The 14,464-nt window shown below is 59.0% G+C and carries 13 protein-coding genes and 1 pseudogene; 7 read left to right on the top strand and 7 right to left on the bottom strand.

Going from position 1 to position 14,464, the window contains the following annotated elements; all coding sequences use genetic code 11:
* Nucleotides 1-461: 461 nt before the first annotated feature.
* The 3 genes and pseudogenes from dctA to KJQ96_RS30545 form a co-directional block, all read right to left on the bottom strand.
* Nucleotides 462-1,784, bottom strand: a complete 1,323-nt coding sequence (gene dctA, locus KJQ96_RS30555; protein WP_213290061.1) for a C4-dicarboxylate transporter DctA — start codon at nt 1,782-1,784, stop codon at nt 462-464.
* Nucleotides 1,785-2,134: 350 nt separating this feature from the next.
* Nucleotides 2,135-2,339: pseudogene (locus KJQ96_RS30550) on the bottom strand (beta-ketoacyl synthase N-terminal-like domain-containing protein); the annotation flags it as partial.
* Nucleotides 2,340-2,603 carry a hypothetical protein gene (locus KJQ96_RS30545; protein WP_249734705.1) on the bottom strand — a complete coding sequence of 88 codons (264 nt, stop codon included), beginning with the start codon at nt 2,601-2,603 and terminating at the stop codon, nt 2,340-2,342.
* A gap of 66 nt (nt 2,604-2,669) precedes the next feature.
* Here KJQ96_RS30545 and KJQ96_RS30540 point away from each other — a divergent pair, with 66 nt between their 5' ends.
* Entirely contained in the window at nt 2,670-3,020 is a 351-nt protein-coding gene (locus KJQ96_RS30540) for a hypothetical protein (protein ID WP_213290059.1), read from the top strand.
* Between the two features lie 146 nt (nt 3,021-3,166).
* Here KJQ96_RS30540 and KJQ96_RS30535 read toward each other — a convergent pair whose 3' ends face one another.
* Nucleotides 3,167-3,469: a DUF736 domain-containing protein gene (locus KJQ96_RS30535; protein WP_213290055.1), complete on the bottom strand. Its 303-nt coding sequence runs from the start codon at nt 3,467-3,469 to the stop codon at nt 3,167-3,169.
* 1,133 nt (nt 3,470-4,602) lie between these two features.
* Between KJQ96_RS30535 and KJQ96_RS30530 the strand changes: the two genes are divergently transcribed.
* Genes KJQ96_RS30530 through KJQ96_RS30515 form a run of 4 tightly spaced genes read left to right on the top strand, consistent with a single transcriptional unit; the run spans nt 4,603 to nt 7,374 of the window.
* Entirely contained in the window at nt 4,603-4,866 is a 264-nt protein-coding gene (locus KJQ96_RS30530; RefSeq protein WP_108522697.1) for a hypothetical protein, read from the top strand.
* The gene (rfbF, locus tag KJQ96_RS30525; protein ID WP_213256854.1) at nt 4,866-5,645 is read left to right on the top strand and encodes a glucose-1-phosphate cytidylyltransferase; all 780 of its coding nucleotides are present in this window, start codon (nt 4,866-4,868) and stop codon (nt 5,643-5,645) included. The genes KJQ96_RS30530 and rfbF overlap by 1 nt, the downstream gene beginning before the upstream one ends.
* The gene (locus KJQ96_RS30520; protein WP_213290054.1) at nt 5,642-6,397 is read left to right on the top strand and encodes a GDP-mannose 4,6-dehydratase; all 756 of its coding nucleotides are present in this window, start codon (nt 5,642-5,644) and stop codon (nt 6,395-6,397) included. The genes rfbF and KJQ96_RS30520 overlap by 4 nt, the downstream gene beginning before the upstream one ends.
* A gap of 35 nt (nt 6,398-6,432) precedes the next feature.
* Nucleotides 6,433-7,374: an NAD(P)-dependent oxidoreductase gene (locus tag KJQ96_RS30515; protein ID WP_108522694.1), complete on the top strand. Its 942-nt coding sequence runs from the start codon at nt 6,433-6,435 to the stop codon at nt 7,372-7,374.
* A gap of 26 nt (nt 7,375-7,400) precedes the next feature.
* On the opposite strand, the gene KJQ96_RS30510 is transcribed toward KJQ96_RS30515, so the two are convergent.
* The 3 genes from KJQ96_RS30510 to KJQ96_RS30500 all read right to left on the bottom strand — a co-directional run bounded on the left by KJQ96_RS30510 (nt 7,401) and on the right by KJQ96_RS30500 (nt 10,616).
* Nucleotides 7,401-7,778, bottom strand: coding sequence for a hypothetical protein (locus KJQ96_RS30510; RefSeq protein ID WP_213290053.1), 378 nt, complete (start codon nt 7,776-7,778; stop codon nt 7,401-7,403).
* A gap of 43 nt (nt 7,779-7,821) precedes the next feature.
* Complete coding sequence (locus KJQ96_RS30505; protein WP_108522692.1) at nt 7,822-9,135, bottom strand: DUF4910 domain-containing protein; 1,314 nt, start codon at nt 9,133-9,135, stop codon at nt 7,822-7,824.
* A 254-nt stretch (nt 9,136-9,389) separates the two neighbouring features.
* On the bottom strand, nt 9,390-10,616 hold the full coding sequence (locus tag KJQ96_RS30500; RefSeq protein ID WP_213256850.1) for a class I SAM-dependent methyltransferase: 1,227 nt from the start codon (nt 10,614-10,616) through the stop codon (nt 9,390-9,392).
* Nucleotides 10,617-11,975: 1,359 nt separating this feature from the next.
* On the opposite strand from KJQ96_RS30500, the gene KJQ96_RS30495 reads away from it, so the two are divergent.
* Entirely contained in the window at nt 11,976-13,061 is a 1,086-nt protein-coding gene (locus KJQ96_RS30495) for an NAD-dependent epimerase/dehydratase family protein (RefSeq protein WP_213290052.1), read from the top strand.
* The gene (locus KJQ96_RS30490) at nt 13,061-14,404 is read left to right on the top strand and encodes a UDP-glucose/GDP-mannose dehydrogenase family protein (protein WP_108522689.1); all 1,344 of its coding nucleotides are present in this window, start codon (nt 13,061-13,063) and stop codon (nt 14,402-14,404) included. Before KJQ96_RS30495 ends, KJQ96_RS30490 begins: the two co-directional genes overlap by 1 nt.
* Nucleotides 14,405-14,464 lie beyond the last annotated feature (60 nt).

Raw genomic sequence — 14,464 nt, 5'->3', positions numbered from 1 at the left:
CTGGCCTTCACGCCGAGCCCTCATGGTAAATCAGAATTCTCCTGATTGGGAACCCCGAATCGATTTAAGCTAACCTCATCACGCTTTAGATTAGTCCCTCCGCGGCTTTGCTCCACGGCTTCTTCAGACCCCCTTCGCGATGGCTCGTTGCACTTCGCTAACCCTTTGCCCTCATGCGGTTGGATAGAAGACTTCCACTTTCAAGCAGCCGTTCATACTCGGCACTCCTGAGAAACCGCCCGGCAAACCGGGGGTTTCTTCCCCTTGAGTCACGGGCAGCCTTTTAGACGTCGTTCCGGGGCGCTCACGAAGCGAGCGAACCGGCAATCCAGAGATCGCGGCGAGAGGTTTCCGGGTGCGCAATCCAAATCGGCTGCTACCGACTTGCACCACTAAGACCCGCGAATCCGGTTACACCCGAGTTCGACTTGCCCTGGAATGACGGTTAGAAATGCAGCCGCCTACCCTGCCGTGTTCGAAGTCTCGCCGTCGTTGGGATCGATTTTCAGGTTAAGCCGCGCATGCAGCGTGGCCTGGTCGAGTTCGCCTTCCCACCAGGCCACGAACACCGCGGCAATACCGTTGCCGATGATATTAGTAAGGGCGCGCACCTCGCTCATAAATTTGTCGATCGAGAACACGATTGCCATGCCCGGCACCAGCACTGGATTAACCACTGAAAGCGTCGCCGCGAGCGTGATGAAGCCGGCCCCGGTGATACCGCTTGCGCCTTTCGAAGTCAGCATCGCCACAACGAGAATGGTCAGCTGCTGGCCGAAGCTGAGATCGACCCCGAGCGCCTGAGCGATAAACAGCGTTGCCAAGGTCATGTAGATGTTGGTGCCATCGAGGTTGAAGGAGTAGCCGGTAGGCACCACGAGGCCGACCACCGGCTTGGAGCAGCCCAGCCGCTCGAGCTTCGTCATCAACTGCGGCAGCGCACTTTCCGAGGACGAGGTGCCGAGCACGAGCAAGAGCTCATCCTTGATATAGGCGATAAACTTGAAGATCGAAAACCCGACGAAGCGCGAGATCAGACCGAGCACGACCACCACGAACAGCGCGGCCGTAGCATAGAACAGCGCGACGAGACCGATCAGATTGCCGAGCGCCGATGGTCCGAACTTACCGATCGTGAAGGCCATGGCCCCGAACGCGCCGATCGGCGCTACCTTCATGACAATGGCGATGACGCCGAACACCGCGTGCGCCGCGTCGTCGATCATGCCACGCAACTTTGCGCCGCGCTCACCCAGCGCCATCAGCGAGAAGCCGAACAGAATCGCAAACAAGAGCACCTGCAGGATATCGCCGCGCGCCAGCGCGCCGACCACGGTGTCGGGAATGATATTGAGGATGAAATCGACGCTTTTCGAGGCTTCCGCCTGCTTCACGTAGTTGGCGACGGCTGCGGCATCGGGCTTGGCCGCAAGGCCGTGGCCGATCTGAAAAAGATTGCCCATCACCAGGCCGAGCACCAAGGCAAAGGTGGAGACGACCTCGAAATAGACAAGCGCCTTGAGGCCGACCCGGCCGACCTTTTTCGCATCCTGGATGTGCGCGATGCCCGAGACTACGGTGCAGAAGATGATCGGCGCGATCAGCATCTTGATTAGCTTAATGAAGCCGTCACCGAGCGCCTTGACCCAGTCGTTGGTCGCGAGCGACGGCCATAGCCAACCGACGAGGACGCCAATCAGAATCGCGATCAGCACCTGAACGTAGAGGATTTTGTACCAAGTTCGCGACGCCCGCGCGGACGCCGCAGTTGCGATGGTGGTCATGACGCTCCTTCCCATACGAACTCGAACACCGAGCCGTCGCGCGTTGAGAGGCGACGGCATCAGACGAGCTTTTCATGCCAGCCGTGTCCGATTGAAGACGACGATGTCGGAAACCCGACAGCCTGCAGCGTGATTCCAAAGGCAGGCTGGCTGTTACGTGTATTTTCTCTCGATAAGCAAGACGCGCACCACGCGCGAAGCCATGCGGCCGTCAACCCGCCAGACGGTGAACCGACACTCTCCTGACTAGCTTGGCCGAACGCCGGAACCGTTCGTGCCGCCGAAGGCAGAGGCGTTGTTCAGCGCCACGCGCACCTTGCGCTGGCGCAGCACATTGGACGTGGCGTCGAGATCGACGAGCTGCTTGCAGTCGATGTCATGCTCCGATAGCGCTTTGAGGTCGGCGCCGATCCTGACCTTCAGCTCGTAAAGCTCGGAATCGACGATCGGGCCGATGGCGGTGCGGCCTTCGCGCATCTCTTTCCAGATGGAGGCGGCGCAGGTGTCTAGGCCGCACAGCCCGCCCATTCCGGTAATGACGACGCTCCTCTCCATTCAGGCCTTCTTAGCGAGGAAGCCGTGGACAGCTTCAACCGTGTCGCCGATATGCTTGAGGTTCGACCAGGCATCATCCGTGTTCATCTCGATCTGCATGCCGTTGGACTGTTCCAGGTCGTAGATGAGGTCCGTCAACTCCGGCGACTGGATGCCACGCAAGGTAAGTTCCGTGGCGATCGTTGTCTCGCCGCCGCCCGCGGGTATTCCTTGGTTTTGGCGATGTTCCTTCGCGAGTTTGATCTGCCATCCTGTGGCTTCCATCAGGCGCCTCGACGCGAACGCGACGCCGTTCCTCAGCCGAGCCGCGTCGCCGATAGAAGCAGTGACGTGATCGGTGGGCGTCAGGTGCTGTTGCCAATGCAACATTCCGCAACATTGGTAAAATTGATTTTTTGGATGGTAAGCATCCACGCCGCGTATCAATTCCTCGCGCAGGACAAGAAAGTCGCACCCTGGACGCCCTCTACAGCGGCCGGCCCCCTCGGGTGCGAGTCGACCGCCTCCGGTCTGTCGCCAGCCATCGAGGCCGCGATGGGCGCGGCCCGGGAAAGTGAAAACAAAGACACGATAATGGCGACCATCGGCACCTTCACCTTGAACGGCAATGGCTTTTCCGGCTCGATTCGCACCTCGCTCTCAATGCCAAGGCCAAGCTGGTCCGCGTCGAGAACCCTCTGAAGGGCCGCACTTCCGCATCTTGGGGGCTAATGCCGATTATGCGTAGCGTGGGATTATGCGAAGTCGTTGGCTGTTAGTCCCGGTTTTCCAGGTCTTTTGTCGCTGTGCCGCTCCGCATAATAACGGCCTGCGGTCCGCGGTGTCGGTCAGCGCGACCAGATCAGCGCAAACTCGCCATCGTCGCCTTCGAAGAGGTTGGCGTAGACGGGCGCGGTGAGGGACGGATCGTCGAGGTTAACCGAGTAGTAGGTGCGGTTGTCCTTCGAGGTCCGGCGCCAGGCGGCACCGATCTCGACCCCGGAGACGATCACGCGCAGGTCTGGCGCCTTGTCGCTGGTGGAGGCGGGCTCGCTGGGGACGAGGCGCGCCTTGGGCTTGATCGCAAGCGTCTTGATGATGCCGGTGTAGGTGCCATCGTTGCTGCGGGTGAACGAACCGATCTGGGACATGGTGGATCTCCTGTGCTGTGAAAGCCTGCGACCATCGCGGCCTTGTGGCGATCTTGAGCCCCGGGACGGCCGACCCGCACCGTCAGGCTGCCGCGCATGCGGAGATGGCGTGCGGCTATCTTGTTGCTGCGCGAGGAGCGGCGCAGCCGCGGGGAAGAAGATCGCCGGCACGTTATTGCGGGGAACAGGCCGGGTCGCAGACCACATCTCGGGTCCGCCCAGCAAGGCCCGTCGGTCGTAGAGCATCACGGCATGCCTGGAGAACCACCCGCTCCCGTCGGGCTCGCATGGCATGATGACCTCTGGTCCTCTTCACAGCGTCAGGTCGGCACAGTGCGCATGTCGGCCATCAGCGACGCGATTAATGCGTCGCTGCCGTCAACTACCAACGCTAGTGATTGATCCAAATGAAAGACACGGCAATTATTGGTGAACGTTGGGCCGATCGAACACCACGTGGCGCGAGCATCACATGCAAAGACTTCGGCATATAACATCAACCAAGGGTCCGCTCTCGCAAACGAACTTGATGCGCCGATTCGCCGGTCGCAGAAATGCCGCGCGCGCAGGCTCGATCCAGTATAATTTCTCTTGGAGATAGCATGATGGACTGTTCAGTGTGATCGCAGCCGCAGGCCCAAAGGCCTCGCGCATTGGCCTGTCAATCGTCCGCCCTCTGGGCTGAGCACCTCATGATTCCAATTCGCCGACGTAGGCGAGCACATCGTGGACTCAATCGTGGCAGGTCTCAGCCAGATCAACTCGTGAGCCGCCCGAATGAGGCAGAGCTTGGCCAAAGAAGATTCAACGGAAGCAGAGCATCCACGTCAGTATTCTGTCACGCCGCCGCATTTAGGCGCACTTAGTCCTCTCTTAGATTGGATTAGATCGTTCGCAGCAGGGAATGAAGATGGCAGCAAGCGAGACAAGCTTTGAGCAATCGGTGATCCGCATGGCGGCTGGACGCTTCCGCCAGACGTCTACCGAGAAATCGGCTTGGCATTGGCCGCGATCGGCAAGCCGATCTGCATCGTACAGGAGGGCGGCTACCGACTGGACGCGTTGTCGGCCTGCGCAGCGCATTTATCCCCGGGCCTGCGAATTGGAATGAAGGAAACAGGCAGGAGCCATACATGAACGACACCTCAGCCCCCGATGCTGGCCTTCTTCCGTTTCGAGACCTCATCAACGAGTTGGACAACGATGTCATGGCTTCCTTTGGAGCTGGGCAGGCGAACTACGTCGCCGCCGCTACGTTCGATCTCCCCGTCCTCGACGGGAGGTCTCCACATGCTCGGCAGTTTCTGTTCAAGCCCGTACGCCCCGTCGCGCTGGCGGAGCAATCCTGCCGTGAACTCGGGCGACAACGGCCGGATGGCCGGAAGTGGAGCCAGTAGTGAAAGCTGTGATCCTCGCGGGCGGCCTCGGATCCCGAATCTCCGAGGAAACCCACCTTCGGCCCAAGCCCATGATCGAGATCGGCGGCAAGCCGATTCTGTGGCACATCCTCAAAATCTACTCGCACTATGGCATCAACGATTTCGTGATCTGCTGTGGCTATAAGGGTTATCTGATCAAGGAATACATCGCCAACTACTTCCTGCACGTGTCGGATGTCACCGTCGACATGACGAAAAACCGTATGCAAGTCCACCAGCATCATGCCGAACCTTGGAAGGTGACGCTCGTCGATACCGGCGAGAAGACCATGACGGGTGGTCGGCTCAAGCGAGTTGCTAATTACCTGACGGATGAGGACGCCTTCTGCTTGACCTATGGCGATGGTGTGGGAGACATCGACATATCCGCATCGATCGCCTTCCACCGTCGCCAGGGTACGCTCGCCACTCTAACCGCGACCTATCCGCCTAGCCGTTTCGGCGCCTTCAAAATTTGTAGTGATCACCGTGTTGCCAGCTTCAAGGAAAAACCTTGGGGTGATGGGGAAATGATCAATGGTGGCTTCTTCGTGCTCTCCCCGAAAGTATTTGACCTGCTGGTGGATGACTCCACTGTTTGGGAGCACGAGCCGCTCACGACCTTGGCCGAGCAGCAACAGCTTTCGGCTTACCAGCACCACGGCTTCTGGCAGCCCATGGATACTCTGCGTGACAAGACGTTCCTCGAAGCGCTCTGGATTGAGGGCAACGCTCCGTGGAAGGTGTGGGAAAAATGAGCAGCTTCCAGGCGAGCATGCGCATCTTTCTCATAGGGTACGCGGATTTCAAAGGCTCAAGGCTCGCGCTTTGGCTGCAACGTCTCGACGTCACGGTGACCGGGTACGCGCTGACGCCGCCATCCGCGACGCCCAGCCTTTTTGAAATCGCTCGCCTGGCCGGCATGGGGCCGATTCTGGGCGACGTGACCAACTGCAATCATTTGGTCGGCACGCTTCGTAGCGCTGCGCCCGATATCGTTACCCACATCGCGGCACAACCATTGCTACCCTATTCCTATGCCAATCCATCCGAGACCTATCGCGCAAATGTTATGGGAACGGCGCATCTGTTGCAGGCCGGTCGGCAGATGGATTCGGTCCGCGCGGTACTCACCGTCACCTACGACAAGTGCTACGAGAACCGTGAATGGATCCGGTGCGATCGAGAGAACGGTCGGATTTGCCGTCTGAGCGAAACGAAGGCGGGGCTCGGCACAATTGAGTCCGTGTTCAGCGCTGACGGTTCAAGTGGTCTGACTTGGACAGAATTCGCGGGCATGGAGTCCTGCGTAAGCGCCATCCGCCTTAGCAAGAATGTCGGGGTTCAGCGATCGGTTCTCGTCGACGATAAGCATGCCCGTGGCGACGCCGTGATGCAGATCGAGGCCGATCTCCAGGATCCGTCCGAGCTTCGTGCCGAGCTCTTTGACTTGTGGCGATCGGCCGCCGGGGTGTCTACGGCAATTCGCCGTGTTCATCGTCCGACCTGATGCGCCATAGCAATTTCTGCCATTAGGATGCGGCTATGGAAAAGGTATTGGTGACTGGCGCACGAGGCTTCATTGGATCCCAGCTTTGCAAGAGGCTCACGGGCTTGGGCGTCGAATTACACGCGGTCTCGCGCCAGCCACCGGCCGACGTACCGGCCTGGTGGAAATCGATTGGCGGAGATGTCAGCAATGCCCGACGCGCCACCGCTATCTGTTGGTGGAACGTCAATCTGGTCGATCTGCAGGCAACGCGAGAACTGATCCGGACTGTCCGGCCTGACACGACCTATCACCTCGCTGGTCTGGTGACGGGTTCGCGCAGTTTCGAAATGGTGCTGCCGATCCTGCAAAACAACTTCCTCACCGCATTCAATCTGCTCCTGGTCACCGCTGAAAGCGGCGCCGGCCGGATCGTGTTCGCGGGCTCCGTTGAAGAGCCGGATAACCCCGATCACATACCTTCCTCGCCCTATGCCGCGGCAAAAGGGGCTACGTCGGCGTATGCTCGGATGTTCGAGGCGCTGTATCAGACCGAGGTCGTCATCGCGAAGATCGCCATGGTTTACGGCCCGGCGCAGGCGGACCTCACGAAGCTGGTCCCCTACGTTATCACCACCTTTTTGCGCGGCGAGCGTGCCAAGCTGAGCAGCGGCGTCCGGCCGGTTGATTGGATCTACGTCGATGACGTGGTCGATGGCCTTATAGTGTGCGCCCACGCATCTGGCGCCGAGGGCCGTGTGATAGATCTTGGATGGGGCGAGGTGTGCACGATCCGGGAGATTGTACAGCAGCTAAGAGCATTGATTCCCGGTGCGCCCGAACCGCTGTTCGGGGCAGTTCCCGATCGACCGCTCGAGCGGGTACTGAAAGCCGATGTTGCCACTTCCCGCAAATTGATCGGCTGGAACCCGTCGACAACGCTGTACGCGGGCCTGCGCCGTACAGTGGAATGGTATCGATCCCGACCCGCGGCATGACCGCCGGGCCGTCACCCTTTGCTCGGTTACCACGAACGCGTGGTTCCTGTGGGCCTCGTGCCGATAATGATCGCGGGCTGCGGCTTGCGTGTCGCCACGCGGCGCGCGTTTCCAAGCGCATCATCATAAGAGGAAACCTCGCAAAACGCCGGGTTCAGGTTCCGCAATCGCGACAGCTCGAACAGGACTTGCATAGGGGGCCGCCGGGCCCAGATAGGCTTCGACATCGGGTTTCGAGCATGCTCGATCAGGTATTGCGTAGAATCTGCACAGGCAAAGCATAGGCCGTCGGCCAAGTCGACAAAGAATGTCTTCGTCGCCATCCAGGCGGAAAAACTCCGAGACGGCGCTACGTCGGCGGCCCGGACACCTATCCACAACGCCACCGAGCCGATCACCGGCAAGATGAACTCGCGGCGTGATGGTGTATCATTCGACCCGCTTCGATCACTCGGAACGTGCGTGGACAAGCCCTGCGTCCAGTGCGACCCGCGCGGCGGACTCAAGCCGAGCAAAGGGTACGTCGGCCCGCATCGCCATGTCCAACAGGCTATGGTCGCCATCCGCGAGGTTGAGCAACCATAACAGGTCCATCTGCGTGGCGCCGCCCGCCTCGCGTTGCCCAGCGATCGTTCTATAGAGATCGCGTCTTCCAAGCTGAGGCTCGCATCGACCGTCGACGCGCTCATACGTGCAGTCCGCATCAAGTAAGTCCAAGACCGTCTCTATTACCGAGTAAGATTGATCGAGGGCCTCCGGCTTCACGAAATCCAGATTGTCTGCCGACGTATGGTATTCGGGGAAAGCACCATGTACACCGCGCATAAGGCAGCCTACCGGCAGATCGAATGCAGGCGAACAAAACTGCCGCTCATCATATCCGTAGGGGGCGAACGGCAGTATTTCATGGCGGAGGCTGGAATGCCTGAGGACATGTGCCACGGCCCGATCGATCGTCGCCCCCTTGCGGCTCTGCTTATAGTGAAATTGCCCGCCATCACCCAAACACGTCAGCACGAGGCCATACTTGATGTTAGCCAATACCGGCTCGTTGCGGGCGAGCCAGGTGATGGCGCCGATCGTCGCTGGAAGGAAAAGAAATCGATATCCTAGCCGTCGTTTTTGGCGCGCCTGCCGCATGGCCAGAGCGGTCATGACTGCGATTCCCGAAAGATTGTCATTTGCGAGGCTGGGGTGACAGACATGGGTGCTGAGCAAAACTTCGTTCGGCGTCTCGCCGGGAACGAAACACTCACCAAACGTCAGTGAACCAGCCGAGATATCGCTGTCAATCTCGACATGATAGACGTCATCATTCATGGTCTGCCAGAGATTATGAGGCAGGCAGAAGCCCCAATCGTCGGCGTAATAGCCAGTCCTGTATGGAATAAGATCTGGCTGATCAGGCAGCGTGTGGATGTGCCGCGCGAGTTCGGCACGCGTGAACACGCCCTGCACCGGCCTGCTATATCCAAGAACATGAAGATTGTTGCTGGCGAAGTCGACCAAGCATTTTCCGCCCACCGTGGAGATCGACCCGTGGCGAATATTCCATTCCATCGGAACGTGCCAGTCGAAAACAGAAGTTCCCGTTCGGACTTCATTGATTTCGAGATCAATATGGCGGGCGATGATGCTCAGGGTCTTGCGAACTCCTGAGCCGGTTTGACTGCGGTTGATTGGAAACAGCTCGCAGACCAGTTGATACAGGTCAATCGCAGGCTTCCTCTCAATTTCCCTTACGTCGAGCTTCATTGGCATCTCGTTTCTGCCGGGGTCACTACAGCTCGCGATCTGCGAGCGATGGTCGGGCCGCATCTTTGGGCGAAAACATTGTCACCGGTTCAGGCCGAGTCATAGAAAACATCGGATCGTCGAAGCGGAAGCCACCCGACAAACCTTCGACGTATTCGATATCATCAGACGTCCCACAAAGTGCCAAGCGGGAAGGGGGTACATGACCATCATGTTCGTCTGCCGCCCGATGAAACCGATCGCGCCGGTCAGCAAGACCTTCATGTCAGAACCTTCAGTTCGGGAACCGCAATGACAAAATTGCCGCCCCACCTCCTAGTCTGCTCATGCTGCTGCATCACCTCGGCAGCGATGTTCCAGGGCAGGATCACCACCCAATCTGGCTTTCGCTTCGCGAGTTCTGCTGGGTGAAGGATCGGAATGTGGCTGCCGGGCATGAACTTGTTCTGTTTCGAGGCTGCCGCGTCGCAGACAAAGCTAATCAGGTCGTGTTTCAAGCCGGCATAGTTCATCAATGTATTGCCTTTGGCAGCCGCGCCATACGCGGCGACCGATCTGCCGGCGAGCTTCTGCTCGATCAGGAAAGCTAGGAAGTTGTTCTTTACCTGGTCCGCCTTTTGCTGGAATGCAAGGTACAAACCGAGGTCTTGCAGCCCCAGCCTTGTCTCCTCCGCCAACATGGCCGTGACCGCTGCCGTTGTTTTGCGCGGATCATCCTTGTTGCAGCCATAGATGCGCAAGGAACCGCCATGCGTCGGGAGCTCCTCAAGGTCGAAGACCCGCAGACCGGCCTTTTCGAAGAGTTGGATAACCGCCGTCAGCGACAGGTACGAGAAGTGCTCATGATAAGCCGTGTCGAACTGGTTCTGTACAATCATGTTCTTGAGATGCTGGAACTCCAGGTTCACCGTACCTCCCTGCTTGAGTAGAATACGCAGGCCCAACGTGAAGTCATTGATGTCAGGCACATGGGCATAGACGTTGTTGCCGCAGATCAGGTCTGCTTGCTGCCCGCCTGCCGCCAGCCTCGTAGCGGTGGCTGCGCCAAAGAATTCACGAAGCACCGGCACGCCAATCTGCTCGGCAGCATCGGCCGTGCCGGCGGTCGGCTCGATGCCCAGGCATGGTACGCCCATCGTTACAAAATTTTTGAGGAGATATCCGTCATTGGAGGCGACCTCGACGACAAAACTGTCTCGGGTCAGATGCAGCATCTCGGCGATCTTTTCGCAATAGGTCCTGGCATGTTTCAGCCAGCTCTGCGACGTCGAGGAGAAGTATGCGTAGTCGCTGGAGAACAATTCGTCGGCGGCGGTGTGATCTTCAGTCTGTACGAGCCAGCACGCGTGACAGACAAAGATCTTGAGCGGAAAGGTTCTCTCCGGTTCGTGGAGCTGCGCTTCCGAAAGATAGGCGTTCGATGGCGGCGCGTGTCCCAGATCAAGGACCACGTGTTGCAATTGCGTCTGGCAATTCCGGCACTTCATAAGTCTAGTCCCTTGACGTCCGCATCAAGATGCGGATGCGTCGAGTCGCGTGTGGACAAATCCGTTGATGGAAAAGGCCATGAAAAGTCCGCCATCGGATCATCGAAATAAACAGCTCCTCGTGGGGCGACGGATTGAATGTGGTACTGCAGCGATTTTCGGCACAAAGGACGACATAGAGCGTAACGACGAGGGCAATGGCCGCCGCGGTGTCGGCCTGACCGTGAAGCAGCACCAGCCGCGACCCGCCCCAACACCCGGCGGATGCGCCCCGGCCGGTCGGCCAGTAGCCTCATGAGTGATTGAGACGTTAGCGCGGAGTAGCTGGGGCGAGCAGCTAGAGGTAAGGGTTGACCAATGCGAGCCTGCCGATTCCTGCCGATAGCACCGCGGCATGCAGCCAGCCCGCCGTCCAGGGGCCCCCGGACCACGAGGAAGCTGCAAATCCAGCTCAGCGCTATGGTGAACGTGACGTTCGCCATGCGAAGCACTGCGATATCGCTACCTGCCGGGATTGAAACCGAAACTGCTGTAGTATTGCAGCCAAGCGAGACTGCGGTGGTTACGGCGGACAGAGCGAGCAAGGTCCGATCCAGGAAGACTGACGTTCCGTTTGCAAAGTGGTCGTCTCCTGCCATAGGTCTCTTCTTGCCAGCTTCGTCGACGAGCCTCATTCCAACGGGCCTCGAGATCCTTCTAACTGGCCTGAGCTCCGCAATCTCCTCCCAAAATTGGTAGAGTCTATCATTGGCGTGCAGCGAGACCGAAGTTTGGACCACTCAGAACTAGAGTTTTGCGCCTCTAATCAGGTTGGCGGGCTGGTTTGCGCCGACGTGGTTTGCAGCAAAATCGGCGCCTGTCTTCTCTTCCATGGTGGGCATGCCAAATGCTGTGCTCCGGTCAACTACCAGAGCCGGTAATTGATCTAGATGACGGAAGCATGTTGCCTGTCGATGATAAACGTCGGCCGGTCGGATGAAACGGCCGGTCAAACGCAAGGTCCGCTTTTCAACAAGCCCGGAAACCTCACATCGCAGGAGCAACCACAATGGACGTTTTTGGACCACGGAGAGAGCACTCCGAAAAGCCCAAGCAGGGCTCCAGCCGGTTCAACGGCGGGTACTTTTTTGTTCCGTCGGTCACTCTTGAACTACCTTTTAAATCACGCCGATCTCGTGCCGGAGAATGCGCCCTTCACCGATCGCGCCGGGCCACTGGCTTGCGCGTATGTCGTCACGCCGGCTTCTGGGCTTGTATGGATACGCAACATGACACGGATCAGCTCGAAGAACTCTGGGTCTCCGGTCGAGGCCCTTGGGTTCACGCCAACAACGCCCAGCCTTTCGTTCGGGGCGCTACGTGACAATCAGCCTCATCGTCAAAGAAGATATCGAGCAAATCCATGCGGCCTTGCCGCGAGGATGCTTCGCGGGGGCAACGGTCCTGGTCACAGGCTGCGCGGGCTTCCTTGGATATTACTTCCTCCAGTACTTCACGCGAAAGGCGTCCGAACTCGGTCTGAAGCGGATCATCGCGCTCGACAGTTTGCTGCTGCATCGGCCGCGCTGGCTGACCGATCTGAGTGCGGAGTTTCCGGACGTGCTCAAAACGCATACGTTCAACATCGCCAGTGATGACCTTCGAATGGTCGACGGCGCTGACGCAGCGGACTACGTCATCCATATGGCCTCGATCGCTTCGCCGACGTTCTATCGTCAGTATCCGGTCGAGACCATTGACGCTAACATCTGGGGATTGCGGCGGCTGCTCGAATCCTATCGGAGTTCGGATCGGCTCAAAGGGCTGTTGTTCTTTTCGAGCAGCGAAATCTACGGCGATCCGGCTGAGACGGCGATCCCGACTGACGAGGAATACCGCGGCAATGTCGCGTGCCTGGGCCCGCGGGCCTGCTACGACGAATCGAAGCGTTTCGGCGAGACGATGTGCTACGTCTTCTCGAAGACGTATGGCATGCCTGTCACCGTCGCCCGCCCCTTCAATAACTATGGGCCTGGTATGCGCATCCACGACCGTCGGCTCCCGGCCGATTTCGCGCGATGCGTGATCAATCGAGAAGACATTGTCATTTTTTCCGACGGCAGCCCGACCCGGACTTTTTGCTACGTCTCCGACGCGATCACAGGCTATATCCTCTGCCTCCTGCATGGGAAATACGATTACTTCAACATCGGGATCGACGGGCCGGAGATCTCCGTCCACAACCTTGCCGAGATCTATCAGCAGGCCTCGCTGGAGGTTTTCGGGCGCCGCGGCGCGGTCGTCTTCGAGAGGAGTTCCGACTCAGAGTATCTTGTCGATAATCCAAACCGACGCCGCCCCGTGATCAAGAAGGCGCGGCACATTCTCGGGTACGCTCCCAAGGTCCTCGTAAATGAGGGCGTGCGCCGCTACCTGTCCTTTCTACGCGACGAGTTGAGGGCGTGATGCGCGTCACAGTTGTCGGGTCCGGTTATGTGGGTCTCGTCTCGGGCGTGTGCCTCGCGGTGAAGGGACACGACGTGACGTGCGTCGATCTGCGGAAGGATGTCGTCGCTCAGCTTAACGACGGCGTGCCGCATATCCATGAGCGCGGTCTCCCTGAACTGCTCAAGTCAGTGCTTGCATCGGCCCGCTTTCGGGCGACCACCGATCTACACGCCCCGATCGAGACAGCGGAAATCGCCCTGATCGCTGTCGGCACGCCGTCGAAGAACGGCGCGATCGACCTCAGCGCCGTCCGGCAGTGCGCTCGCCAGATTGGCGCTTATCTCGCGACTACTCCTCATCACCTATCAGTCGTCGTGAAGAGCACCGTCATCCCAGGAACAACGGACACGATAGTGCGGGAAGAGCTTGAGCACTCGTCCGGGAAGAAGCTCGGGGCATTCGGCTTGGGTATGAACCCGGAGTTTCTTCGCGAAGGAGAGGCGATCGAGGATTTTATGGAGCCCGATCGCATCGTGATCGGTCAGGAGGATGAGAGGACGCTGGCGCGGCTCGAGGAACTCTACGCTCCGTGGAACTGCGACAAAGTGCGGGTGAACACCCGCACGGCCGAAATGATCAAGTACGCCAACAATGCAATTCTGGCCACCCAGATCTCCATCGCGAACGAGATGGCAAACCTCTGCACTGCGGTGGGAGGTGTCGACGTCCTCGACGTCATGCGCGGCGTCTATCTCGACAAACGGTGGTCGCCGATCACTCCCCTGGGCCGCCTTGCTCCACAGATCCTGACTTATCTCGTTCCGGGCTGCGGATTCGGCGGGTCCTGCTTTCCAAAGGACGTACAGGCGCTGCGCAGCCAAGGCGAGAGCCTTGGCCTCCCGATGAATATGCTGAATGCCGTTCTCGACGTGAACGCCGCGCAGCCGGGCCAGATCGTCTCTACCCTCGAGCGGAAGCTCGGAGCGTTGTCCGGCCGACGAACCCTCGTTCTCGGCCTCTCCTTCAAACCGAATACCGACGACGTGCGAGAATCCGCCTCGATCAAGATCGCTCGCGATCTTCTGCGGGCCGAAGCGGATGTCAGGTGTTACGATCCGCTCGCGACGGAGAACTTCAAGCTCGCCATCGGAATCGCCGCGAACCGTATTCAGTTCTCGTCTGACTGGCGGCGCGAAGTCGAATGGGCCGAGATCGTCATCATCGCGACTCGGACACAGGAATACGGCGAACTCACCTCGTTGCGAGTCGCCGGCAAAACGGTGTTCGACGCGCGTCGACTGATCAATCCAGCCGATGTGGCCCCCGCGGACTACCTAACCATTGGCCGCCGCCTGAACTGAGTCGGGCCATGATCTTCGAACTGACACCCATATCGAGAGCTTTCCTCAGCCTCGAACCTA

This window comes from Bradyrhizobium sp. sGM-13 (assembly GCF_018398875.1).
Lineage (GTDB): Bacteria > Pseudomonadota > Alphaproteobacteria > Rhizobiales > Xanthobacteraceae > Bradyrhizobium.
Note: the sequence above shows the minus strand (reverse complement) of the source record. Positions and strands in the feature narration are given on the sequence as shown.

Coding starts and splice junctions, on each gene's coding strand:
- dctA (WP_213290061.1), bottom strand. CDS start 1,784: ATGACCACCATCGCAACTGCGGCGTCCGCGCGGGCGTCGCGAACTTGG.
- KJQ96_RS30545 (WP_249734705.1), bottom strand. CDS start 2,603: ATGGAAGCCACAGGATGGCAGATCAAACTCGCGAAGGAACATCGCCAA.
- KJQ96_RS30535 (WP_213290055.1), bottom strand. CDS start 3,469: ATGTCCCAGATCGGTTCGTTCACCCGCAGCAACGATGGCACCTACACC.
- KJQ96_RS30530 (WP_108522697.1), top strand. CDS start 4,603: ATGAACGACACCTCAGCCCCCGATGCTGGCCTTCTTCCGTTTCGAGAC.
- KJQ96_RS30520 (WP_213290054.1), top strand. CDS start 5,642: ATGAGCAGCTTCCAGGCGAGCATGCGCATCTTTCTCATAGGGTACGCG.
- KJQ96_RS30515 (WP_108522694.1), top strand. CDS start 6,433: ATGGAAAAGGTATTGGTGACTGGCGCACGAGGCTTCATTGGATCCCAG.
- KJQ96_RS30505 (WP_108522692.1), bottom strand. CDS start 9,135: ATGCCAATGAAGCTCGACGTAAGGGAAATTGAGAGGAAGCCTGCGATT.
- KJQ96_RS30500 (WP_213256850.1), bottom strand. CDS start 10,616: ATGAAGTGCCGGAATTGCCAGACGCAATTGCAACACGTGGTCCTTGAT.
- KJQ96_RS30490 (WP_108522689.1), top strand. CDS start 13,061: ATGCGCGTCACAGTTGTCGGGTCCGGTTATGTGGGTCTCGTCTCGGGC.